Raw genomic sequence first — 19586 nt, 5'->3', positions numbered from 1 at the left:
CATGATCCGTATTCTGTTCTACGTTCTCATCGTCCTTGCCCTCGGCGCCAGCTTTGCCTGGCTGGCCGACCGCCCCGGCGAATTGTCGCTGATCTGGCAGGGGAGCCGCATCGAAATGAGCCTGATGGTGGCGGCAACGCTGCTCGCCTCGCTGATCGCTGCTGTCCTGATCGCCATCTGGCTGATCCGCGTCGTCTGGCTTTCCCCCCATTCGATCTCCCGCTATTTCCGCGCCCGCAAGCGCGACCGCGGCTATCAGGCGCTGTCCACCGGCCTGATCGCCGCCGGTGCCGGCGATTCAGCACTTGCCCGCAAGATGACGGTGCGCACGCGGGGATTGTTGAGTTCCGACCAGGAACCGCTGATCCACCTCCTGGAAGCGCAGACGGCGCTGATCGAAGGCAAATACGACGACGCCCGCAAGAAATTCGAGCTGATGGCCGACGACCCGGAGACGCGCGAGCTCGGCCTGCGCGGCCTTTATCTCGAAGCCAAGCGGCTGGGCGCCAACGAGGCGGCACGGCAATTTGCCGAACGCGCCGCCGACAAGGCGCCGCATCTTCCCTGGGCAACGCTGGCGGCGCTCGATTATCGCAGCCAGACCGGCCAGTGGGACGAAGCCATCCGGCTTCTCGACCAGAGCCGCGCCAGCCACGTCATCGACCGCAGGCAAGCCGACCGCAAGAAGGCCGTGCTCCTGACCGCCCGCGCCACTGAGAAGCTGGAAGCCGATCCGAAAGGCGCGCGCGACGATGCGTTGGCCGCCCTGAAGCTCGCCGAGGATCTGGTGCCGGCCGGCCTCGTCGCAGCCAAGGCGCTGTTTCGCGAGGACAACCTGCGCAAGGCGGCCTCCATCCTCGAAAAGCTCTGGAAACAGGAGCCGCACCCGGACGTCGCCAGGCTCCATGTCCGCGCCCGCAGCGGTGATTCGGCGATCGACAGGCTGAAGCGGGCGAACAAGCTCGAAGCCCTGCGGCCGAACAATGCGGTTGCGCTCGCCGCCGTCGCCGAGGCCGCCCTGGAAGCACGCGAACTGTCCGTGGCGCGCTCCAAGGCGGAGGCTGCGGCCCGCATCCAGCCGAACGAAGGCATCTTCCTGCTGCTCGCCGATATCGAGGAAGCCGACACGGGCGACGACGGCCGCATCCGCCACTGGATGAACCAGGCGCTGAAAAGCCCGCGCGATCCCGCCTGGACGGCGGACGGCGTGACATCGCCCGAGTGGCTGCCGGTCTCGCCGGTCAGCGGCCGTCTCGACGCCTTCGAATGGAAGCAGCCGGTCGGGCAGATTGTCGGACCGGTCGAAGAGGGCACGCTGGAAGCGGCCGAGGCGGCGATCCGCAGCCTGCCGCCGGTCGCCATCGCCCATCAGCGCCCCGAGCCGGAGCCGCAGCCCGAGCGGGCCGAGACGCCGGCAAAGCCGAAGCATGTAATCGAAACCCCGGAGAAAACCGAGGAGGTCAAGACCATCGCCGTGCCGGCACCGAGCGAATCGGTGATCGTGCCGCAACCCGTGAAGGTCGAAAAGAAGCCAGCGCCGGCCAAGACCGAAGAGGCCGTCGTCGAACCCTTCTTCGGACGCCCGCCGGATGACCCGGGCGTGCGCGACGACGGCGACAAGCCGCTGGCAAAAGCGAACTTCCGCCTGTTTTGAGAAGAAACCCGATTTTTGACGGAAAAGCATGTTTGACCGATTTCGAACTTTCCTCGACAGCCTGACCGGGAGCGGGCCGTCCGCCATCCAGCCCGGCGATCCGCGCATCGCCATCGTTGCGCTCTGCTTTCAGGTGATGGAGGCCGATGGCCACATCCACGAGAAGGAGCGCAAAAAGGCGCGCGCGATGATCAAGGATCACTACAAGCTGGACGATGCGGCGCTCAGTGCCCTGATCGCCGCCGGCGAGACGGCCGAAAGCGAGGCTATCGACTATTTCCGCTTCACATCCGATATCAAACGGCATTTTTCCGAGGAACAGCGGATCGACCTGATCGGCATGTTGTGGGAGATTGTCTATGCCGATGGCAAACGCAGTGAAATGGAGGATCATGTCATCTGGCGCGTCGCCGATCTCCTCGGCGTTTCGGGCAGGGACAGGATCATCAAGCGGCAGGAGGTGGCCGCCAAGTTCGAAGTCGCGGAGGAGACAGTCGCGCAACAGGAAAAGTGAGATGCTTTTCGACGACCGCACGTTCTACACGCGCACCACCGGAAAACCGGTTCTGATCATCCTGCATCAGGAACGCTCCAGCCCCGGGCGGGTCGGACATTTGCTGTTGGAAAAAGGCTTCAGCCTCGACATCCGGCGCCCGGCGCTCGGCGATCCGCTTCCAACGACGCTTGAAGATCATGCCGGCGCCGTCGTCTTCGGCGGACCGATGAGCGCCAATGGCGACGAGGATTTCATCCGTCGCGAGACTGACTGGCTTTCCGTGCCGCTGGCGGAAAACAAGCCTTTCCTCGGCATCTGTCTCGGCGCCCAGATGCTGGTTCGGCATCTCGGTGGCGCGGTTGGCCCCCACCACGACGGCATGACGGAAATCGGCTGGTATCCGCTGGAGGCGACCGAAAAGGGCCGCGCACTGATGGAATGGCCATCCATGGTCTACCAGTTCCACCGGGAAGGCTTCGATCTGCCGGCCGGCGCTGAACTGCTCGCTTCAGGCAGCACCTATCCCAACCAGGCCTTCCGCTATGGCGAGAACGCCTGGGGCATCCAGTTCCATGGCGAACTGACGCGGGCGATGATGCACCGCTGGGTCGTGCACGGCGCGCACCGGTTCGAACTGCCCGGCGCGCAAGTCGGCAGGGCACATCTGGAAGGCCGGATGGACTATGACGGACCGCTGCGCGATTGGGTGGACCGGTTCCTCTCCCATATCTTCCAGCGGCAAGGTGAAACGGTCTCGGCCTGATCAGCGAGCAGGCGCTAGAGCATCCTTTTCGCGCGCCACAGTACACGGAAGTGGCCTTTCACCCCCCTCTGCCCTGTCGGGCATCTCCCCCTCAAGGGGGGAGATTGGTGTTGGGCGGGCCTCTTACTCCCGATCTCCCCCCTTGAGGGGGAGATGTCACGAGGTGACAGAGGGGGGTATTCTCAAAACCGGCGTCATGTTTGGCGCGCGGCGCCGTCGCGGTCCGGCGCGTTGAGCGAATCGATCTCGCGCAATTGCGGGAAGCCGAGCGCCCAGATGATGGCGACCGCAAGCGTACCGATACCGCCGACCACGACTGCCGGAACCGCGCCGATGACGTGCGCCATGGTCCCGGCCCGGAACTCGCCAAGCTCGTTGGAGGCGCCGACGAAGACCATGTTGACGGCGTTCACGCGGCCACGCACGGCGTCCGGCGTCCAGAGCGCAATCAGCGTCTCGCGCACATAGACCGAGATCATATCCGCCCCGCCCATCAGCATCAGGGATGCGATCGACAGCCACGTGACTTCGGACAGACCGAAGATCACGGTGCCGATGCCGAACAGCGCGACGCCGGCAAACATCAGCACACCGGCATTGTGGCGGATCGGATAGGCGGCGAGCGTCACCGCGACGAGGATGGCGCCGATGCCAGGCGCTGCCCGCAACAGCCCGAGGCCGAGCGGACCGAGCACCAGGATTTCGCTGGCAAAGACCGGCATCAGTGCGACGGCGCCGCCCAGAAGCACGGCGAAGAGATCGAGCGAAATCGCACCCAGCACAACCTTTTCCGTGCGGATGAATTTGAAACCGGCAAGAACGGACGTCCAGTCGCGCGGCGCGCTGAGGCTGTGCTGCGCCGGTTTTTCGATCATGAAGACAAGGATGGCCGCGAGAACGAGGAATGCGAGCGCGGCGGAATAGGCAACGATGGCGCTGACGCCGTAAAGCAGACCGCCGGCGACCGGCCCCAGGATGGCAGCCGTCTGCCAGGAGGACGAGTTCCAGGCGATCGCATTCGACAGGTCATGGGCAGGCACGAGGTTCGGCGCCAGGGATTGCACCGCCGGTGCCATGAAGGCGCGCTCGATGCCGAAAACGACGAGGATGGCAAAGACCGGCCAGGGCGAGAACGCATCGGCGATCGTCAACCCCAGCAGTGCTGCCGCGCAAAGGGCGCTGATGATCATGCAGATGGAAACGATGGCCCGCCGGCTGTGACGATCGGCGACCGAGCCCGTTACCAGGATGAGAACGAGCGACGGCAGGAACTGGAAGAGGCCGATCAGGCCGAGATAGAGCGTGTTCTGCGTCTGCGCGTACATCTGCCAGCCGACCGAGACACTGACGATCTGGATGGCGAAGGATGCGAGGAAGCGGGCGAAGAAGAAACGGGCGTAGGAGACATGCCGGAACGCGGCGAACCGGTCTGCACCGTTTATGGCGGACATGCGGCGATCTTTCCGATGGCGGCCGGAATAATAACCCTGCCGTATTAAACATGTTTAGCCCCGCACGAAGCACGGACTTGCCGGTTTAGTCGTCAATGTCTACATGTCTGTCAACAACGAATTGGAGACCGGCATGCTTGCTGTTATTGCGACCCTGAATTTCATCATCAACATTGCGTGGTTCCTGGTCATCGCCTCGGCCATCTTTTCCTGGCTCTACGCATTCAACGTGATCAATGTGAACAACAACGCCATCAACATGATCGGCCGTTCGCTCTACCAGCTGACCGAGCCGCTCTACCGGCCGATCCGCCGGATGCTGCCGGACATGGGCGGTGTCGATCTGTCGCCGCTGGTGGTTTTGGTCATCCTCTATTTCATCTGGTATTTCCTGAACACGACCGTGGCCGCAGCCCTGCTCAGCTGACATTGGGTCAAACCTGCGGGTTCCCATAGGCAACAAAAAACCTCCGGATTGCGACCCGATCCGGAGGTTTTCATTTGGGAAGCGTGCGCTGTTCAGCTGTCGCTTACTTCGCCGTCTTGGCACGCTCGATGGCTTCGACGATCAACTGCTTGGCGACGGACGCATCCTTCCAGCCGTAGATCTTCACCCACTTGCCGGGCTCCAGGTCCTTGTAGTGCTCGAAGAAATGCTCGATCTGCTGCAGGGTGATTTCCGGCAGGTCGGTATAGTCCTTCACCTTGTCGTAGCGCTTGGTGAGGTGATAATTCGGCACGGCAATGACCTTTTCGTCCTTGCCGGAATTGTCTTCCATCATCATCACGCCGATCGGGCGGACATTGATGACGCAGCCTGGAACCAGCGGACGGGTCGAGGCGATCAGAACGTCGATCGGGTCGCCGTCATCCGACAGCGTATGCGGAACGAAGCCGTAATTGCCCGGATAGGTCATCGGCGTATAGAGGAAACGGTCGACCACCAGCGTGCCGGCTTCCTTGTCCATCTCGTACTTGATCGGATGGCCGCCAACCGGAACCTCGACGATCACGTTGATATCTTCAGGCGGATTCTTGCCGATGGAAATTGCATCAATACGCATGTTTTCTCCCAGGGGTCTGAGTTTGGCTGGCGAGTCCGATAACGGTAAACATGCCGCGGCGCAACATTACTTTCGTCATGAGCGGAAAAATGCGAGGTTTGAACGAACAATCGCGGGTGCCGGAACGTCCCCGGTATGAGGAGCGCTCATGATATCGCACGCAGGCACAATTCCGCTGATCCTTCTCCTGGCAGCAGCCCCATCCGCCGCCCGGGCCAATGACAGCACCTATACCGATTTCGACACGGATCACTGCAAAACGCTGTCGCCGGAAGACGCCGAGGGCGGCGGCATTTCGCTGCAATGCAAGGGGCTGATGGACTACGCGGTCTACTACAAGGAAGGCGACCTGCGGCAGAGCATCCTCTACGGTCACGTGAATCAGGCCTATATCGACGGCGTTTTCGAAAGTTTCGGCCCGTTCAACCATGCCGGACGAAAGATCGAGTGGCGGATCGGCCCGGACGGCAAGCCGGTGGCGACCATTCTGCGCTGGTTCATCGAAAATGCCGATCCGGCCACCGGCGAACCGGCGCCGAAGCTCAAGGGTCAGGTGCTGGTCGTCTCGAAAGTGGCAGGCGAGGACGGAAAGGGGTGCGTCGCCGGCTACGTCGATGCGCTTGCCAATCCGGATCCCAACATACTGGCCCGGCAGATCGCCGACACGAAGACCGGCGGGTTCATCTGTGGCAAGGACAAGGCCGATTTTACCGGCGTCCGGGGTCCGCGGGCGGCTGATCCGACGCGCTATTTCCCCGAATAGGAGAGCCGCAACTCAATCCCAGACGTAGCCGATCTTCTTGAGGCTCTTGCCGCCGAAATCTTCCACGCCCTCGCAGATATCGCGGCCGCCGGCCATGCGGAAGAAATGGTCGGCGTGATGGCTGTCTTCCAGGCACCAGACGACGAGGCCCTGGCAGCCGAGGGATTTCAGGAGGTTCTTCGCCTCGCCGAACAGGATCCGGCCGAGCCCGATGCCCTGATATTCGGGACGCAGGTAGATCTCGTAGACCTCGCCTTCCTGCGGCAGGGCGCGGGCGCGATTGAGACCGAGCGTCGCATAACCGGCAATCACGCCGGCCACCTCGATGACGAGAAGTGTTGAAGGCCCCCGCGTCGCCTTGCGCCACCACGTATGATCGCGCCGGTCGACCATCTGGTTCAGCGGCTTGTGCGGAATGAGCCCGCCATAGGCCTGAAGCCAGGAGACGCGGTGCACGTCCGAGATGGACATTGCGTCCCTCGGCTCACCCGGCCGCACCTCGATGGATAGTGTTTTCATAACGCAACTCTAGACCGGTGCCATGCAAACAGGAATCCCGCCGAAGCCCTGTCTTTAACTAACTCACAGGCAACTTATGGGGACGACCATCAAAAGTTAACGCTTTTTTAACTTTTCCGGCAAGCGGCAAAAAATGCGGCGCACAACAAATGACGCGTCCTGCCCCTGGGCGCCGCCATTGCCGCGGCATGCGCGAGACACCTGGACCGGCGCGGCATCCGTTTTGAATTTTTGGGAGGTTCACACGCAAAAAAACGCACACGGCCGCAAAATACGGCAGTGCAGCATGGAACTTATTCGTTCCCCGCGCGTTGAGGCACGTTCAGTCTGGACCTGCGCGTGTCGTTGCGGGTCGGGACTGCCACCGCGGCCTCTCTTCCGGCCTCGGCTTCTAGGCAGGGAAGTAGGGCGGTTCGAATGCTGGTCAAGCTTAGGCAGCGGAAATCCCGAAACACGATCGACTTATCGTTCAGCGGCACACCCCGTGTGCCCGTCATGGAGTAGCCGATGAAAAACCTCTCAGCAGACAGGCGCATGATCAAGATCGCCATGGCGGCTCCCTATCTCGAGAGAGATGAGGAACAGGCGCTGGCGCTGGCGTGGAAGGACCATCACGATCAGGAGGCCCGCAACAAGATCGCCATGGCCCATATGCGGCTGGTCATCTCGATGGCATCGAAATTCCGCAATTTCGGCCTGCCGATGAGCGATCTGGTGCAGGAGGGACATATTGGCCTCCTGGAAGCCGCTGCCCGCTTCGAGCCGAGCCGCGAGGTGCGGTTCTCGACCTATGCCAGCTGGTGGATCCGCGCCTCGATGCAGGACTATGTTCTGCGCAACTGGTCGATCGTGCGCGGCGGCACGTCTTCGGCGCAAAAGGCTTTGTTCTTCAATCTGCGCCGCCTGCGCGCCAAGCTCGCCCAGGGCGACCGGCAACTGACGGCCCGCGCCGTGCACGAGGAAATCGCCTCGGCACTCGGCGTCAGCCTTGCCGACGTGCAGACCATGGATGCCCGCCTGTCCAGCAACGATGCCTCGCTGCAGGCGCCGATCTCGCAAGGTGATAGCGACAGCGGCGAACGGCTCGATCTTCTCGCCTGCGACGCGCCGCTGCCGGACGAGCAGGTCTCCGAGATAATCGATCAGGAGCGGCGGCGCATCTGGCTCAGCCACGCGCTTTGCCAGCTGAACGAGCGGGAAATGAAGATCATCCGCGCCCGCCGCCTTTCGGAAGACAGCACCACGCTCGAAGAGCTGGGCGCCGATCTCGGCATCTCGAAGGAACGCGTCCGCCAGATCGAAACCCGGGCGCTGGAAAAATTGCGGATCGCGCTCGTCGCGGAAGCACCGGTACTGGCAACGCTGCCGCACTGAGCGGTAACACAGGACGTCCAGCGCCAGGCACCGAAGTGCGGCATTCGGGTCAAAGTCGCGACCCGCGAAATCTACTATAACCGTGGGCGCGCGGTGCTGCCTCGGATGACCAGCGTCACGCCGAGCGTTTCCTGCGCGTTAGGTAATGCGTCATCAAGGATGGCGCTTGCCGCCCTGCGCGCAATCTCTTCAAGCGGTTGTGCAATGGTCGTCAGTCCCGGCTTGGCCGTTGCGGCTTCGGGCACGCCGTCGAAGCCGACGACGGACACGTCGCCTGGCACCGCGAAGCCATGTCCGGCAAGCCATTGCATGGCAAAGAGAGCAATGCGGTCGGACATCGCCAGGATCGCCGTTGGTGGCTCCGGCGTTGCAAACAGGGTCTCGAGCGCCGCATCGACGCTCGATTTGTCGTTACGCGTACCGTGCACGGGCACGTTTTCGCGCTCGATGCCGAATTCCGCCAATGCCTGCCAATAGCCGCGTGCACGATCGCGCGAAGTCGATTTCAAGGACCGAATTGCCTGCTCGGGCGTTACCGCCCCGACATGATCATCAGAATGTCCTATGGCCAGTATGGCGAACCGCCGGTGCCCGAGCTCCGCCAGGTGGCGCGCTGCCGCGGCGGCGCCCGCGGTATTGTCAATTCCGATCGTCGGGATCGAAGCGTCTCCGTCATCGAAGGCCAGGGCGATGAACGGCAGCTGCCGCCGTCTTGTCAGCTCGACGAGCTTTTCCCCGCCTTCCACGCATAACAGGATGAAACCGTCGACAAGCGCGCTATTGATGTTCCAGGCCAGTTTTTGCTGGTTCTGCGCCGACACCAGCGCGATGCCGGTGCCGGTCGCGTCGCACACCGCCGCAATGTTCGTCATCACCGCCCGCGCCCACGGATCGTCAAAGAAATACGCCAGCGGCTCGATCGCGGCAACGCCGATGGCGTTGACCCGCCCGGCCCGCAGCAAGCGCCCCTTCATGTCCGGTCCATTGTAGCCGAGCTCTCGTGCGACCTCGAGAACACGCTCCCGCACCTCTTCGCGAACCACCTCTGGCCGGCTGAAAACATTCGACGCCGTCCCCTGTGATACGCCGGCCGCCTTGGCGACGTCAGCCAGTCTTACATGCCCTTTTGTCAAAATAGCTCCTGCGCCACGCGAACCAGCCTCAACCTATCAGAAGATTGTATCGATTCAAATCCCTTGACATTTCCCTGTGAGGGGGTAGATTTTGAATCGGTTCAAAACTTCATCGCATAAATATTGAATCGATTCAATATGGAGAAAGCCATGATCCCGATAGCCTGCCTGTTCAAGGACATCTACAATGATCGCTGGGGCGACCCGCGTTATCCGACCCCGGGGGATCCGCCTGCCTGCGCGGGGCCTTTGCCTCGGCTTCGCGTTCGCCGGCCAAGCGCCTGGTCCCTCACCATCCCGATTGATCGGCGCCTTCGGTAACTGGATCAGACGTCCAGCGCCGCTCTTTCTGGTCTTATTCCGAAATGATCTTGACCCTGTCACCCGGCTTGACGGTCGAGGTCACCTGCATCGCGTTGATGAGGCGGAAGAGGTCGAGCTTGCGGTCCGTGCCCATCATCCGTGCCGAGAGCGTTGCCAGCGTATCGCCGGGCTTGGCCGTTACGACGCGAATGCGCAGCGGCTTCAGCGCGGCCGCTTCCTGCGGCGTCATGCGGCGGAAGGAGGCCCGCAGGACTTCGGCCGTCGGCTCGAGGCTCGGCGCACCCTTCGGCACCGCCGTCAGGAAACGGTAGATCTGCGTATCGATGCGGATCACCGTGACGTCGAAATCCCAGCGCTCGGCCGAGGCACGCGCGGTCGCGGCCTCAAGGCCGTTGATGGTGATCGGCCGGATGGTGTCGGGCTGCAGGCCGGTGACCCAGCCGCTGGCGATATAGTCGGTCAGGCTGCGGCGCTGCGTATCGGCAACGCCATCGAAGCGGATGGCAACCTCGCCCGGTCCGGTCGCCAGCACCGCTTCCGCCTTGTTGTCGATCTGGAAGCCGGCCGGCACGTCGAAACGAATGCCGAGCTTGCCATGCAGGAACGTCTGGCCGCGGACGTAGCCTTCCTGCGGGCTGTCGCCGTAGAGCAGCCCTTCGATGCCGGCGAGATAATAGTCGCGGCCGCGATCGCCGACGGTTCCTTCCGCGCCGAAAGCCCGCGCGTGGCGGCGGGCAAGATCGACGCGCTGCGGCGCGCTCGGGTGGCTCGACAGGAAGTCGAGGCTCTGGTCGCTGTCGGGATCGACCGAGGAAAAGCGGCTATAGGCGGCCATCGCATCGAGGAAACGGGCGGCGGAATAGGGATCGTATCCGGCTTCACCGAGCATGCGCACGCCGATCACGTCGGCCTGCAGTTCCTGGTTTCGCGAGAACGCCGCCAGCCGCAGCTTGCCGCGCGCCAGCGCCTGCTTGCCGGCGAGATCGCTGGAGAGCACTTCGGAGACAACGCGGCTGGCGATGACCTCCGCCTCCTCGCGCTGCTGCCGCTCGATACCGTGGTTGGCCGTCACGTGCGCCATCTCGTGCGACAGCACCGCTGCCACTTCCGACGCATCATCGGCGAGCGCCAAAAGGCCGCGCGTGACGTAAAGATAGCCGCCGGGCAGCGCAAAGGCATTGATCGCAGGCGAATTCAGGATGGTGATGCGGTAGGACTGGTTCGGATTTTCCGACACCGCCGTCAACGCGCCGGTGATCCGGGCAACCAGACGCTCGGTCCTTTCGTCCTTGTATTCCCCGCCATAGCTTGCGACGATGCGCGGATGCTCGCGGGCGCCAACCTGGGCGCGCGGATCGTTCTTCTGCACCTCCTCGACAATTTGTGGTGTCGAGGACGGGGCGACCTTCGGCTCATAGGTCTGTTCGATCACCGACTGACAGCTGGAGAGAAGCACGATACCGGCGAGCGCGCTTGCGGCACGCAAGGACACGCCGAAGCTTTTCTCCGGAGACTGCGGATCCGTGCCTGTCGTTCTGTTCATGCCTCAGCTCGTTTCCAGTCTTTCAGGCCAGCCCCGCAAATATTTCCGTGGTCCGCCCCCACGGAAATTCGGTATTCTTTACAGCCGTGTACATAGGTCAGGCGACCGTTGCAGCAATAGGACTGCTGTAACCCATTCGCGCCACGCGTGCCTAGCATATGCCCATAGAAATAGTTGCCCCGTGATATCCCTGCAACGGACACGCGAAGATGGTCGCTGCGGGGATTTCGAGCTTGGCCGTCGCATAGGCCAACGTTCAAATTGTGGCAAGCATCGCAGGCGATGCTCATTTTCCGAGAAAACGCGCAACAGCCGGAATATCGGTGTGGTCGAGGAATTGCGCCTTGGATTCGTGCAGCAGGACGCGGCCCTCGTCGAGGAAGATCACGCTGTCGGCCAGCGCCCGCACGTCATCCGGATGGTGCGTGACGATCAACATCGTATTGCCCTCCTGCCGGTGCAGATCGATGAGCAGGCTGGTCATGCCAGAGCGTAGGCCCGGATCGAGCGCCGCGAAGGGTTCGTCAAGAAGAAGGACGGGTTTGCGCCGGACCAAGGCGCGCGCCAGTGCCACCCGCTGACGCTCGCCGCCCGACAGCGTCGGCGGCAGCCGCTTGCCGAAGCCGTCGAGCCCGACGCGCATGAGCGCTGCGGCAAGCTTTCCACGGTCTTTCACACCCAGTCTCAGGGCCGGATCGATGCCGAGCCCGATATTGGTGGCGACATCGAGATGCGAAAACAAATTATGTTCCTGGAAGATCACCGAGACCGGCCGCTCTGCCGGATCGCGGCGGGTAACATTTTCTCCAAGGATTTCGACAGTGCCCGCGTCCGGCATCTCGAAACCGGCGACAATATTGAGGAGGGTCGACTTGCCGGAGCCGGAGGCGCCGGTGACGGCAACGATTTCGCCTTTCTTGATGGCGCAATCGAAGCGCAGTTCCGTCTTGCCGAACCGCACGCTCACGCCGCCGAGACGAATGGCAGTCTCCGTTTCAAGCGGCGGCATCTTTGCTCCCCTGGTCATTCTTGCCCGCAGATGGTGTGCCGGCAATGGTCAGCACGAGGCAGACGAGGCCGAGAAACAGCGCAAGCCCCGCCGCGTCGGTGGAGCGATAGCTGCCCATGCGGCTATAGAGCAGCCAGGGCAGCGTGACCATATCCTGCGAGCCGAACAGAGCAACCGCGCCGAGATCGCCAAGCGACAGCGCACAGGCAAAGGACAGCGCCATCAAGAGCGGCTTGCGCAGGACCGGCCAATCGACGAACCGCAGCCGATGCCAGCCGCCGAGCCCAAGGCTTGCCGCAAGCCTGCCGGTGCGGGCAGAATGGGTGACCATGGCCGGCTCCAGCACGCGATAGACGAAGGGCAGCGCCATCAGCATGTTGATCAGGATGACCAGCAGCGGCGCAAAGGCGGCGACATCGCCGAGCGGCCGCAGAAGCAGGAACCATCCTGCGCCCAGAACCACCGGCGGCACGAGCAGCACCAGAGACGCGCTCATCGAAATAAAGCTGGCAAAACCGCGATGGAGCTTCGGTGGGTGTCTCGGCGCGAGCGCGATCTGCCGCGAACGGATCATCAGCGCCGTCGCCGCGACGCAGAGCGTGCCTGACACAAGTGCTATGACAAGGCTGGTGAACAGGGCCTGCTGCGCCATCGGATCGCCCACGAGCTTCCAGAGATCGGCCCGCAGACCGGAGGCGATGACGGAACCGAGCGGCAGTGCAAGGAACAGCACGGCGAGCGCGATTGCCAAGCCGTCGCCCACCCTGCCCGAGAGATTTCGGCCATCGAAGCGCCTGACCTCGCGACCGCCGCCATGACCTTCCTCGGCTCTCGGCGTCAAAAGGCGCATCGCCACCAGCAAGACCGCGGTAAGAGCGATTTGCAGCAACGACAGGGCGATCGCACGCGGCGGATCGAAATCGAAGCGCAGCGCCTGATAGATCGCCACCTCGATGGTACTCGCCGCCGGCCCGCCGCCGAGCGTCAAGACCAGGGTGAAACTGGTGACGCAGAGCATGAAGATGAGGCCGGCGATGCCCGGAAGCAGACCGCGAATGGCCGGCCATTCAACAAAGCGGAAGATCGAAAGCGGCCGCATGCCGAGATTGGCGCCGACCAGCCAATATTCGCCGGGGATACGATCCAGTCCGCCGAGCATCAACCGCGCGGCAAGCGGCAGGTTGAAAAAGACATGCGCCAGCAGGATTCCGGAAAGTCCGTAGATGCTGATCGGCTGATCCAGCCCCAGCCAGGCGAAGGCTGTGTTGAGTATGCCCTGCCGCCCCCAGATGCCGATCAGACCCAGCGCCGCAACCAGCGCCGGCAGGCCGAGCGGCAACGCCAACAGCCGAATGATCCAGACGCGGCCGGGAAAGGACGGTTGCCGCGCCAAAGCACGGGCAACGGGAATGGCGAGCACGATCGACAGGAATGTCGAGAGCGAGGCCTGCAGCAGCGTGAACCGCATCACACGCCAGATATAGGCGTCGAAGAGACCGCCTTGCCCGGATGTACCCGGCGCATCGAAGGCAAGCAGGGCATAGGCGGCGAGACAGACGAACAGGACGATACCGCCGAGGCAGAGCGCCCCGGCAGCCAAGGTCAGACGCTTTTCAAGACCGCCGGGCAATCGAAACTCAGTTCTTGCTCATGGCGGCGAGCCATTCGTCGATCCAGGCCTTGCGGTTGGCGGCAACCTCGTCGGAAGACATCAGATAAGTCTTTTGCGGATTGACCAGCTTGCCGAAGGCTTCCGGCAGCGGCTCCTTGGTCGCGGCGACGGGCATCATCCAGTTGGTCGTCGGAATGATCGACTGGAACTCCGGCCCGGTGACGAAGGAAAGGAAGTCCTTGGCAAGAGCCGGGTCCTTGGCGCTTTTCGTCATGCCGGCCACTTCGATCTGGATGTAATGGCCTTCCGAGAAGGCGGCCGCCTGATAGCGGTCGGTTCCTTCCGCGACCATGTGATAGGCGGGCGAGGTGGTATAGGACAGCACCATTGGCGCCTCGCCCTTGGTGAACAGGCCGTAAGCCTCCGACCAGCCGGGCGTTACCGTCAGGACGCGATCCTTGAGCTTGGCCCAGGCGGCACCGGCCTGATCGCCATAGACCGATTTGACCCACAGCAGCAGGCCAAGGCCCGGCGTCGAGGTGCGCGGGTCCTCGATGACGATCTTCTGGCTCGGATCGCCCTCCACCAGTTCCTTCAGGCTCTTCGGCGGTTCCTTCAGTGTCTCAGTGTCATAGATCACGGCGAAATGGCCGTAATCATAGGGAACGAAGACGTCGTCGGAAAAGCCGCCGGGAACCTTGACGGCGGACGTATCGACACCGTGCGGCGCGAAAAAGCCGGTCGCCTTGGCTTCGGAGACGAGATTGGTGTCGAGACCGAGAACGATATCGGCCTTGGAGGCGGCCCCCTCGAGCTTCAGCCGGGTCAAAAGCTCGACGCCGTCGGCAACGCTGACATACTCGACCTTGCATTGGCAGGTCTTTTCGAAGGCCTCGGCGACCTTGGCCGCTGGTCCCCATTCGCTGGTGAAGCTTTCATAGGTGTAGACGGTCAGCGTCTTGTCTTGCGCGGAGACCGCGACAGGCGGCGTCAGGGCGGCAAGGGCCGCAATCAGGGAAATCAATGCCGTGCGCATCAGCGCCTCCTTTAAATCCAAGTGGATGGGGAATAGGGCGCTGAAATGTGCCGTCTAATCCCTCCGCCGGTGCAAACCGGATCAGGTTCCGCGGGTTGGCTGTTTGAAGCCTCTCAGCCGATCGTCCAGGTAGGACAAACGGCACCCCGTTAGAGCAGAAGGAGATTTAGACTTGAGTGAAATGCTTGGCAAGAGGGGCGAGGGAAACGCCGGGGGCTGCCTCTTGCGCGGTCGGGCCCTTCCCTATGGGGGAAAGCAGGGAGAGCCACCAGCGGAATACACGATCGACTATATCGGCTGCGACTACATGAGCCGCGATATTGCAGGCGTAAGTGCATTGCCGAGGCAGGCTCTCACGGTTCGACAGAGGTTGTCTATCTGTACTTAGGCCCAGCACCCGGAACGCGGGGGAGAGTCGAGTCATCACCGATAAGGACTCGCGTTTTCGGAGAATCATGCTTTGATCTTCCCTTTAGGGGGAGATAGAGATGACCGGAGACGAGCAGCAAAATTTGCCAACTACCTGGAAGGACGCGTTGGCTGGCGTCGCAGAGGGCGGTTTACCTCAACTTATAGCAGGCCCAGCCGGCAAGGCGATTAGCCGGCTGGTTGGCGCCGCAGTTGAAATCCCAGCGGCTTGGCTTGAGCAAAAAGCTCAGACTATCCGCGATGAAACGGAGGCTCGATCGAAGGTGATGCAAGTCCTTAGCGAAAAAGCCGCGGAGCTCGGTATTCAAGATGAAAGGCTACTTGGCCGAGGCTTGGACAATCTTCTTGGCCGCGCCTTTAGGGAGCAGGAAAACCGAGAGGCCGTGGCTGTCAAAGTGGTCGAACAGCTATCTGAAGAACCAGCCCAGCCGGGAAGCGAGGGACCGTCGGATGATTGGCTGAATGTGTTCGAGCAGCACGCGGCGAAAGCAAGTTCCGAAGAGTTGAGGGAGACTTGGGCACGCGTATTGGCCGGTGAAATCAGAAAACCAAACGCATTCTCACTGAAGACATTGCAGTTTTTGTCTGTCTTAGACAAAGAAACGGCGCTAGCCGCGGAGGCTTTGCTTTCAAGGGTTGTAGATATTAATGGGGCCCTCATCGGGGAAGTATCAGGCGAAACATTTATGATGATGCAGAAAGCCCGTGAGGCTGGCCTTATAGGTCAGCTAGACATTGACACTATAGTGACAGTAGACGTTCGGGAGGACGGATTAAGAATACATGCCATGGGCGATGTTGCAATCGTGGCGAGAGCAGACCCCGGAAGCCAGTATAAATTTGAGTGCACGACAATTTCCACCACAGCCATGCAAGTATACCCAATCGTCCGGCCCAAGCCCTCTGAAGCGGCGATAGAGTTATTTATTCAAGAACTTAAGGGGAAGCCCGTGATTAAGACTATCGAGCGAGGTCGAATCGTGCGCGATGGTAATAAGGTCTTTGCTTCTGATCTGCAGCGAGTTTGGGAGCGAACGGCAAACGACGTGCCACAACAGTGAATTTCTGCCTTCTAACAGCCTCCGTCCCGGCCGCCTTGGGAGGGAGTAGAGGGGCAAAGAAAAACCCGAGGCTGCCCCTCGGTTCGAGTTCAAAAGCGGGGAAGTTTATTCGTCACCCGCTTTTTCTGTCTAGCGCTTCAGCAGCTCGGCCCGATCGCTTCGCGGATCAATGAGAGCCGAATGACCAGGCGAACAGTGCCAGCCGGTGGAAGTCCGGCCTCCCATCACCTGCGGATCGGGTGAGGGTCTCACGCCGCCGGCTTTTGCGGCAGGCGGACGGATTTGAGGCTGATCGCCGAGACGAGCGTGACCAGCGTCATGCCGACGGCCGTCAGGAACAGCGGCTGGAAGGCGGCCGTATAGCTTTCGGCGACGAGCCGGCGGGTTTCCGCAGGCAGCGCCGACAGCATCAGCGGCGTCAGCTTTTCGATGTCCTCGACGCCCGGGATCGAGGCCGCACCGCGTGCCAGCCCGGCGGCGATCGTCGCGCCATAGATCGAGATGGCGATCGAGGCGCCGGCCATGCGCGACAGGGTGACCGCGCCGGTCGCCGCGCCGACATCGCCGCGCAAGGCAATGTTTTGGACGCCGATGACGGGCACTTGCTGGCCGAAGCCGATGCCAATGCCGTGCAGCGTCATGACGGCGCCGATGATGAAGAGCGGCGTACCGGGCTGGATCTGCGTGAACATCAGCAAGGCCAGGGCCGTCAGGCTGGCGCTGGTGATCGCAAACGGCTTGTAGCGCCCAAAGAGCGATATCAGCCGCCCTGCCGTCAAAGAGCCGGCGACGATGCCGCCCGTCAGCAGGATGAACAGCAGTCCGGCCACCGACGGCGTGAGGCCCGTCGTCGTCTGCAGGAACAGCGCGAAATAATTGACCATGCCGATGCCGACGGCGCCGCTTGCGAGCGAAATCACCAGCATCAGGCTGAAGGTCGGGTTGCGGAACAGGGTCAGCGGCACGATCGGCTCCGGTGCACGCCGTTCGACCAGCACCCAGGCGATCACGCAAAGCACACCGGCGGCAATAACGGCAAGGCTCCCAAGCGAAAACAGCGAACCGAACAGTTCCGCGCCGTCACCCAGAAGCACGACACTGGTGACCGCGCCCGCAAGCAGAAGCGCGCCCGCATAATCGATCGTCGGTTGACGCGTCGGGCGCCGGAAGGGCAGGAAGAAAAACAGGCCGGCAAGCACGATCAGACCGATCGGGATATTGACCAGAAAGATCGACCGCCAGCCGAACAGGTCGCTCATCGTCCCGCCGAGCACCGGGCCGACGGCCCCGGACGCCATCAGCACCAGACTGGAATAGCTCTGGTAGCGGGCCCTCTCGCGCGGCTCGAAAAGGTCGGCGGTGATGGAGAAGATCGACACCATGATGCCGCCGCCGCCAAGCCCCTGCAGCACGCGGGCGGCAATCAGCGTGTTCATCGACACGGCCAGACCGCAGGCGACCGAGCCCAGCGTGAAGATCGTCACCGCCGCAAGCATCACATATTTGCGGCCGTACAGGTCGCCGAGCTTGCCGTAGAGCGGCATGACCGCGCAGGTGGCCAGCAGATAGGCCGAGCCGAGCCAGCCGAAGCGCTCCATCTCGCCGAACTCGCCGACGATGGTCGGCAGCGCCGTCGCGACGATCTGGTTGTCCAGCGTTGCCATGAACAGCGCGGTCATCAGGAAGAAGAAAAGCGTCAGGCGCAGCGCGTGGCTCGAAACGAGCGGCGCCGGGGCGGCGTGCATGTCCATGATGTGGGTTCCAGTTGCGGTGAAGAATTTCATGTGCTGTTAGCATATATTTGTCAATGGCATATTTATGCGAATCTCACTTCCGCGATTGTCCGGACGCCCGAAACCTTGTTATGATCAAGCCATGAAACAGGCAGCGCTCACCAACAACCCGACGGACGGCAACGAGGACCCGCAGGAAATCCGAGCCTCGATCGGCCGCACGATGGGCCGCTGGCGGCTCTTAGTCGGCCGGCGCGTTCTCGCCCGGCTGGCGATTGACAAGGTCGCGCCGGGGTTCGAAATCTCGCATCTCGACGTTCTCGATGCCGTCAGGCGAGCCGAGCCCGATGACGAGGTCACGGTCGGGACGATCGCCGAGCTGATGCGCATCGACCCCTCGCGCGCCAGCCGCATCGTCGCAGACATGGTGGCGCGCGGCGTCCTGCGGCGGGAAGCCTCGCAGGCCGATGCCCGCCGCATCATCGTCGTCATGACCGACCTCGGGAAAAAGCTGATGCTCGAGGTGCAGGCGGTCAAACGCGCGGTGATCGAAACCATCCTTGCCGACTGGCCGGAGGAGGAGGTGGCGGCCTTTTCCGTCCTCTTCGACAAGTTCGTCACCGGCATGGAGCGCATCCATCAAAACCGCGAAAACGCCGGGCATGACGACAACCGGGCATCCGGCGCATGAGAGTCCGTCGCAGTACACGACGGTTTTGAAAGCACCCCCCTCTGTCACTTCGTGACATCTCCCCCTCAAGTGGGAGATCGGAAGCGAGAGGCCAGCCCCGCGCCGATCTCCCCCTTGAGGGGGAGATGCCCGACAGGGCAGAAGGGGGTTAAAAGGCCACTTCCGTATACTGTGAACCCCGCGTCGACACGATGCGCCTCAGGGACTCCAAGCGGTCGCCCAGCAAATGCGCGAGCTGCCTCTTCCCCTTCGGCCCCTGTTTAAGCTATGGCCTTGCGCCATGAACAAACAGGCTTTTGTAATCTTGATGGGTGGCGCGCTGACGCCGACGGATCGCCTGACCGGCCATCTGAAAGGCGCGCGCGTCATCGCCGCCGATGGCGGCATGCGGCATGCGAAGATGCTGGGCCTAACGCCGGAGCTCTGGGTCGGCGATTTCGATTCCGCTCCGCAGACGCTGATCGACGAATGGCCGGATGTCGTCCGCGAGCCCTACCCCGCCGCCAAGAATGAGACCGACGGCGAGATCGCCACGGCGGAAGCCCTGGCGCGGGGGGGCAAACGCCTGGTCTTTGCCGGCGCGCTCGGCGGCGAACGCAGCGACCATGCCTTCATGCATCTGCTCTACGCCATCAAGCTGGCCGAGGACGGCCTCGACGTGCTGCTCACCTCCGGCGAGGAAGAGGCCTATCCGCTGCTGCCGGGCACCCGCGACATCGACCTGCCGAAGGGCAGCCTGTTTTCCATTCTCGGCCTCGATACGCTGAGCGGCCTCTCCATCGAAGGCGCCCGTTATCCGCTCACGGATTTCCATCTGCCGTTCGGTTCCTCGCGCACGATTTCCAATGTCGCCGAAGGCACCGTCCGCTTCACCCTTTCCTCCGGCCGGGCGATCATCCTTGCCCGACCCTATGATCTTTCGGGAGCCTGA

The 19586-nt window shown here is 62.4% G+C and carries 18 protein-coding genes and 1 riboswitch; of the genes, 9 read left to right on the top strand and 9 right to left on the bottom strand.

Features of this window, described 5'->3' with window-relative positions; all coding sequences use genetic code 11:
- The first annotated feature begins 1 nt into the window (after position 1).
- Genes ACSQ3F_RS07945 through ACSQ3F_RS07935 form a run of 3 tightly spaced genes read left to right on the top strand, consistent with a single transcriptional unit; the run spans position 2 to position 2913 of the window.
- Positions 2-1654: a heme biosynthesis HemY N-terminal domain-containing protein gene (locus tag ACSQ3F_RS07945; RefSeq protein WP_436099723.1), complete on the top strand. Its 1653-nt coding sequence runs from the start codon at positions 2-4 to the stop codon at positions 1652-1654.
- A gap of 28 nt (positions 1655-1682) precedes the next feature.
- Positions 1683-2168, top strand: a complete 486-nt coding sequence (locus tag ACSQ3F_RS07940) for a TerB family tellurite resistance protein (RefSeq protein WP_436099722.1) — start codon at positions 1683-1685, stop codon at positions 2166-2168.
- Between the two features lies 1 nt (position 2169).
- Positions 2170-2913: a glutamine amidotransferase gene (locus ACSQ3F_RS07935; protein WP_436099721.1), complete on the top strand. Its 744-nt coding sequence runs from the start codon at positions 2170-2172 to the stop codon at positions 2911-2913.
- A gap of 194 nt (positions 2914-3107) precedes the next feature.
- Here the strand turns inward: ACSQ3F_RS07935 and ACSQ3F_RS07930 are convergent, their stop codons facing one another.
- The gene (locus ACSQ3F_RS07930; protein WP_436099720.1) at positions 3108-4364 is read right to left on the bottom strand and encodes an MFS transporter; all 1257 of its coding nucleotides are present in this window, start codon (positions 4362-4364) and stop codon (positions 3108-3110) included.
- Between the two features lie 133 nt (positions 4365-4497).
- On the opposite strand from ACSQ3F_RS07930, the gene ACSQ3F_RS07925 reads away from it, so the two are divergent.
- The gene (locus ACSQ3F_RS07925) at positions 4498-4791 is read left to right on the top strand and encodes a YggT family protein (protein WP_220373665.1); all 294 of its coding nucleotides are present in this window, start codon (positions 4498-4500) and stop codon (positions 4789-4791) included.
- Between the two features lie 103 nt (positions 4792-4894).
- On the opposite strand, the gene ppa is transcribed toward ACSQ3F_RS07925, so the two are convergent.
- Entirely contained in the window at positions 4895-5428 is a 534-nt protein-coding gene (ppa, locus tag ACSQ3F_RS07920; protein ID WP_436099719.1) for an inorganic diphosphatase, read from the bottom strand.
- 148 nt (positions 5429-5576) lie between these two features.
- Between ppa and ACSQ3F_RS07915 the strand changes: the two genes are divergently transcribed.
- Positions 5577-6191, top strand: coding sequence for a hypothetical protein (locus tag ACSQ3F_RS07915; protein ID WP_436099718.1), 615 nt, complete (start codon positions 5577-5579; stop codon positions 6189-6191).
- Positions 6192-6203: 12 nt separating this feature from the next.
- Here ACSQ3F_RS07915 and ACSQ3F_RS07910 read toward each other — a convergent pair whose 3' ends face one another.
- Complete coding sequence (locus ACSQ3F_RS07910) at positions 6204-6710, bottom strand: N-acetyltransferase family protein (RefSeq protein ID WP_436099717.1); 507 nt, start codon at positions 6708-6710, stop codon at positions 6204-6206.
- A gap of 507 nt (positions 6711-7217) precedes the next feature.
- Between ACSQ3F_RS07910 and ACSQ3F_RS07905 the strand changes: the two genes are divergently transcribed.
- Complete coding sequence (locus ACSQ3F_RS07905; protein WP_436099716.1) at positions 7218-8084, top strand: RNA polymerase factor sigma-32; 867 nt, start codon at positions 7218-7220, stop codon at positions 8082-8084.
- Positions 8085-8158: 74 nt separating this feature from the next.
- On the opposite strand, the gene ACSQ3F_RS07900 is transcribed toward ACSQ3F_RS07905, so the two are convergent.
- From ACSQ3F_RS07900 to thiB, 5 genes are all read right to left on the bottom strand, one after another.
- On the bottom strand, positions 8159-9217 hold the full coding sequence (locus tag ACSQ3F_RS07900; RefSeq protein ID WP_436099715.1) for a LacI family DNA-binding transcriptional regulator: 1059 nt from the start codon (positions 9215-9217) through the stop codon (positions 8159-8161).
- A gap of 355 nt (positions 9218-9572) precedes the next feature.
- A complete protein-coding gene (locus ACSQ3F_RS07895) occupies positions 9573-11084 on the bottom strand; it encodes a M48 family metalloprotease (protein WP_436099714.1) in 1512 nt (503 codons plus the stop codon).
- A 286-nt stretch (positions 11085-11370) separates the two neighbouring features.
- Positions 11371-12093: a thiamine ABC transporter ATP-binding protein gene (locus ACSQ3F_RS07890; protein ID WP_436099713.1), complete on the bottom strand. Its 723-nt coding sequence runs from the start codon at positions 12091-12093 to the stop codon at positions 11371-11373.
- On the bottom strand, positions 12080-13699 hold the full coding sequence (thiP, locus tag ACSQ3F_RS07885) for a thiamine/thiamine pyrophosphate ABC transporter permease ThiP (RefSeq protein ID WP_436102075.1): 1620 nt from the start codon (positions 13697-13699) through the stop codon (positions 12080-12082). Before thiP ends, ACSQ3F_RS07890 begins: the two co-directional genes overlap by 14 nt.
- Before the next feature lie 31 nt (positions 13700-13730).
- Positions 13731-14741: a thiamine ABC transporter substrate binding subunit gene (gene thiB / locus ACSQ3F_RS07880; RefSeq protein ID WP_436099712.1), complete on the bottom strand. Its 1011-nt coding sequence runs from the start codon at positions 14739-14741 to the stop codon at positions 13731-13733.
- 41 nt (positions 14742-14782) lie between these two features.
- A riboswitch (TPP riboswitch) is annotated at positions 14783-14900 on the bottom strand.
- Positions 14901-15229: 329 nt separating this feature from the next.
- Between thiB and ACSQ3F_RS07875 the strand changes: the two genes are divergently transcribed.
- Entirely contained in the window at positions 15230-16231 is a 1002-nt protein-coding gene (locus tag ACSQ3F_RS07875) for a DUF2806 domain-containing protein (protein WP_436099711.1), read from the top strand.
- A gap of 248 nt (positions 16232-16479) precedes the next feature.
- Here the strand turns inward: ACSQ3F_RS07875 and ACSQ3F_RS07870 are convergent, their stop codons facing one another.
- Entirely contained in the window at positions 16480-17982 is a 1503-nt protein-coding gene (locus tag ACSQ3F_RS07870) for an MDR family MFS transporter (RefSeq protein WP_436099710.1), read from the bottom strand.
- Between the two features lie 124 nt (positions 17983-18106).
- Between ACSQ3F_RS07870 and ACSQ3F_RS07865 the strand changes: the two genes are divergently transcribed.
- Both ACSQ3F_RS07865 and ACSQ3F_RS07860 read left to right on the top strand, forming a co-directional pair.
- A complete protein-coding gene (locus tag ACSQ3F_RS07865; RefSeq protein ID WP_436099709.1) occupies positions 18107-18655 on the top strand; it encodes a MarR family winged helix-turn-helix transcriptional regulator in 549 nt (182 codons plus the stop codon).
- A 280-nt stretch (positions 18656-18935) separates the two neighbouring features.
- The gene (locus ACSQ3F_RS07860; RefSeq protein ID WP_436099708.1) at positions 18936-19586 is read left to right on the top strand and encodes a thiamine diphosphokinase; all 651 of its coding nucleotides are present in this window, start codon (positions 18936-18938) and stop codon (positions 19584-19586) included.

Source organism: Pararhizobium sp. LjRoot238 (genome assembly GCF_964252955.1).
Taxonomy (GTDB): Bacteria; Pseudomonadota; Alphaproteobacteria; order Rhizobiales; family Rhizobiaceae; genus Pararhizobium.
This window is presented reverse-complemented; position numbering and strand designations above follow the sequence as displayed.

Excerpts from the sequence above, each read along its gene's own strand:
- ACSQ3F_RS07915 (WP_436099718.1), top strand. The coding sequence starts at position 5,577 with ATGATATCGCACGCAGGCACAATTCCGCTGATCCTTCTCCTGGCAGCA.
- ACSQ3F_RS07875 (WP_436099711.1), top strand. The coding sequence starts at position 15,230 with ATGACCGGAGACGAGCAGCAAAATTTGCCAACTACCTGGAAGGACGCG.
- ACSQ3F_RS07870 (WP_436099710.1), bottom strand. The coding sequence starts at position 17,982 with ATGGACATGCACGCCGCCCCGGCGCCGCTCGTTTCGAGCCACGCGCTG.
- ACSQ3F_RS07925 (WP_220373665.1), top strand. The coding sequence starts at position 4,498 with ATGCTTGCTGTTATTGCGACCCTGAATTTCATCATCAACATTGCGTGG.
- ppa (WP_436099719.1), bottom strand. The coding sequence starts at position 5,428 with ATGCGTATTGATGCAATTTCCATCGGCAAGAATCCGCCTGAAGATATC.
- ACSQ3F_RS07930 (WP_436099720.1), bottom strand. The coding sequence starts at position 4,364 with ATGTCCGCCATAAACGGTGCAGACCGGTTCGCCGCGTTCCGGCATGTC.
- thiB (WP_436099712.1), bottom strand. The coding sequence starts at position 14,741 with ATGCGCACGGCATTGATTTCCCTGATTGCGGCCCTTGCCGCCCTGACG.
- ACSQ3F_RS07860 (WP_436099708.1), top strand. The coding sequence starts at position 18,936 with ATGAACAAACAGGCTTTTGTAATCTTGATGGGTGGCGCGCTGACGCCG.
- ACSQ3F_RS07890 (WP_436099713.1), bottom strand. The coding sequence starts at position 12,093 with ATGCCGCCGCTTGAAACGGAGACTGCCATTCGTCTCGGCGGCGTGAGC.
- ACSQ3F_RS07865 (WP_436099709.1), top strand. The coding sequence starts at position 18,107 with ATGAAACAGGCAGCGCTCACCAACAACCCGACGGACGGCAACGAGGAC.
- ACSQ3F_RS07935 (WP_436099721.1), top strand. The coding sequence starts at position 2,170 with ATGCTTTTCGACGACCGCACGTTCTACACGCGCACCACCGGAAAACCG.
- ACSQ3F_RS07910 (WP_436099717.1), bottom strand. The coding sequence starts at position 6,710 with ATGAAAACACTATCCATCGAGGTGCGGCCGGGTGAGCCGAGGGACGCA.
- ACSQ3F_RS07895 (WP_436099714.1), bottom strand. The coding sequence starts at position 11,084 with ATGAACAGAACGACAGGCACGGATCCGCAGTCTCCGGAGAAAAGCTTC.
- ACSQ3F_RS07905 (WP_436099716.1), top strand. The coding sequence starts at position 7,218 with ATGAAAAACCTCTCAGCAGACAGGCGCATGATCAAGATCGCCATGGCG.
- ACSQ3F_RS07940 (WP_436099722.1), top strand. The coding sequence starts at position 1,683 with ATGTTTGACCGATTTCGAACTTTCCTCGACAGCCTGACCGGGAGCGGG.
- ACSQ3F_RS07945 (WP_436099723.1), top strand. The coding sequence starts at position 2 with ATGATCCGTATTCTGTTCTACGTTCTCATCGTCCTTGCCCTCGGCGCC.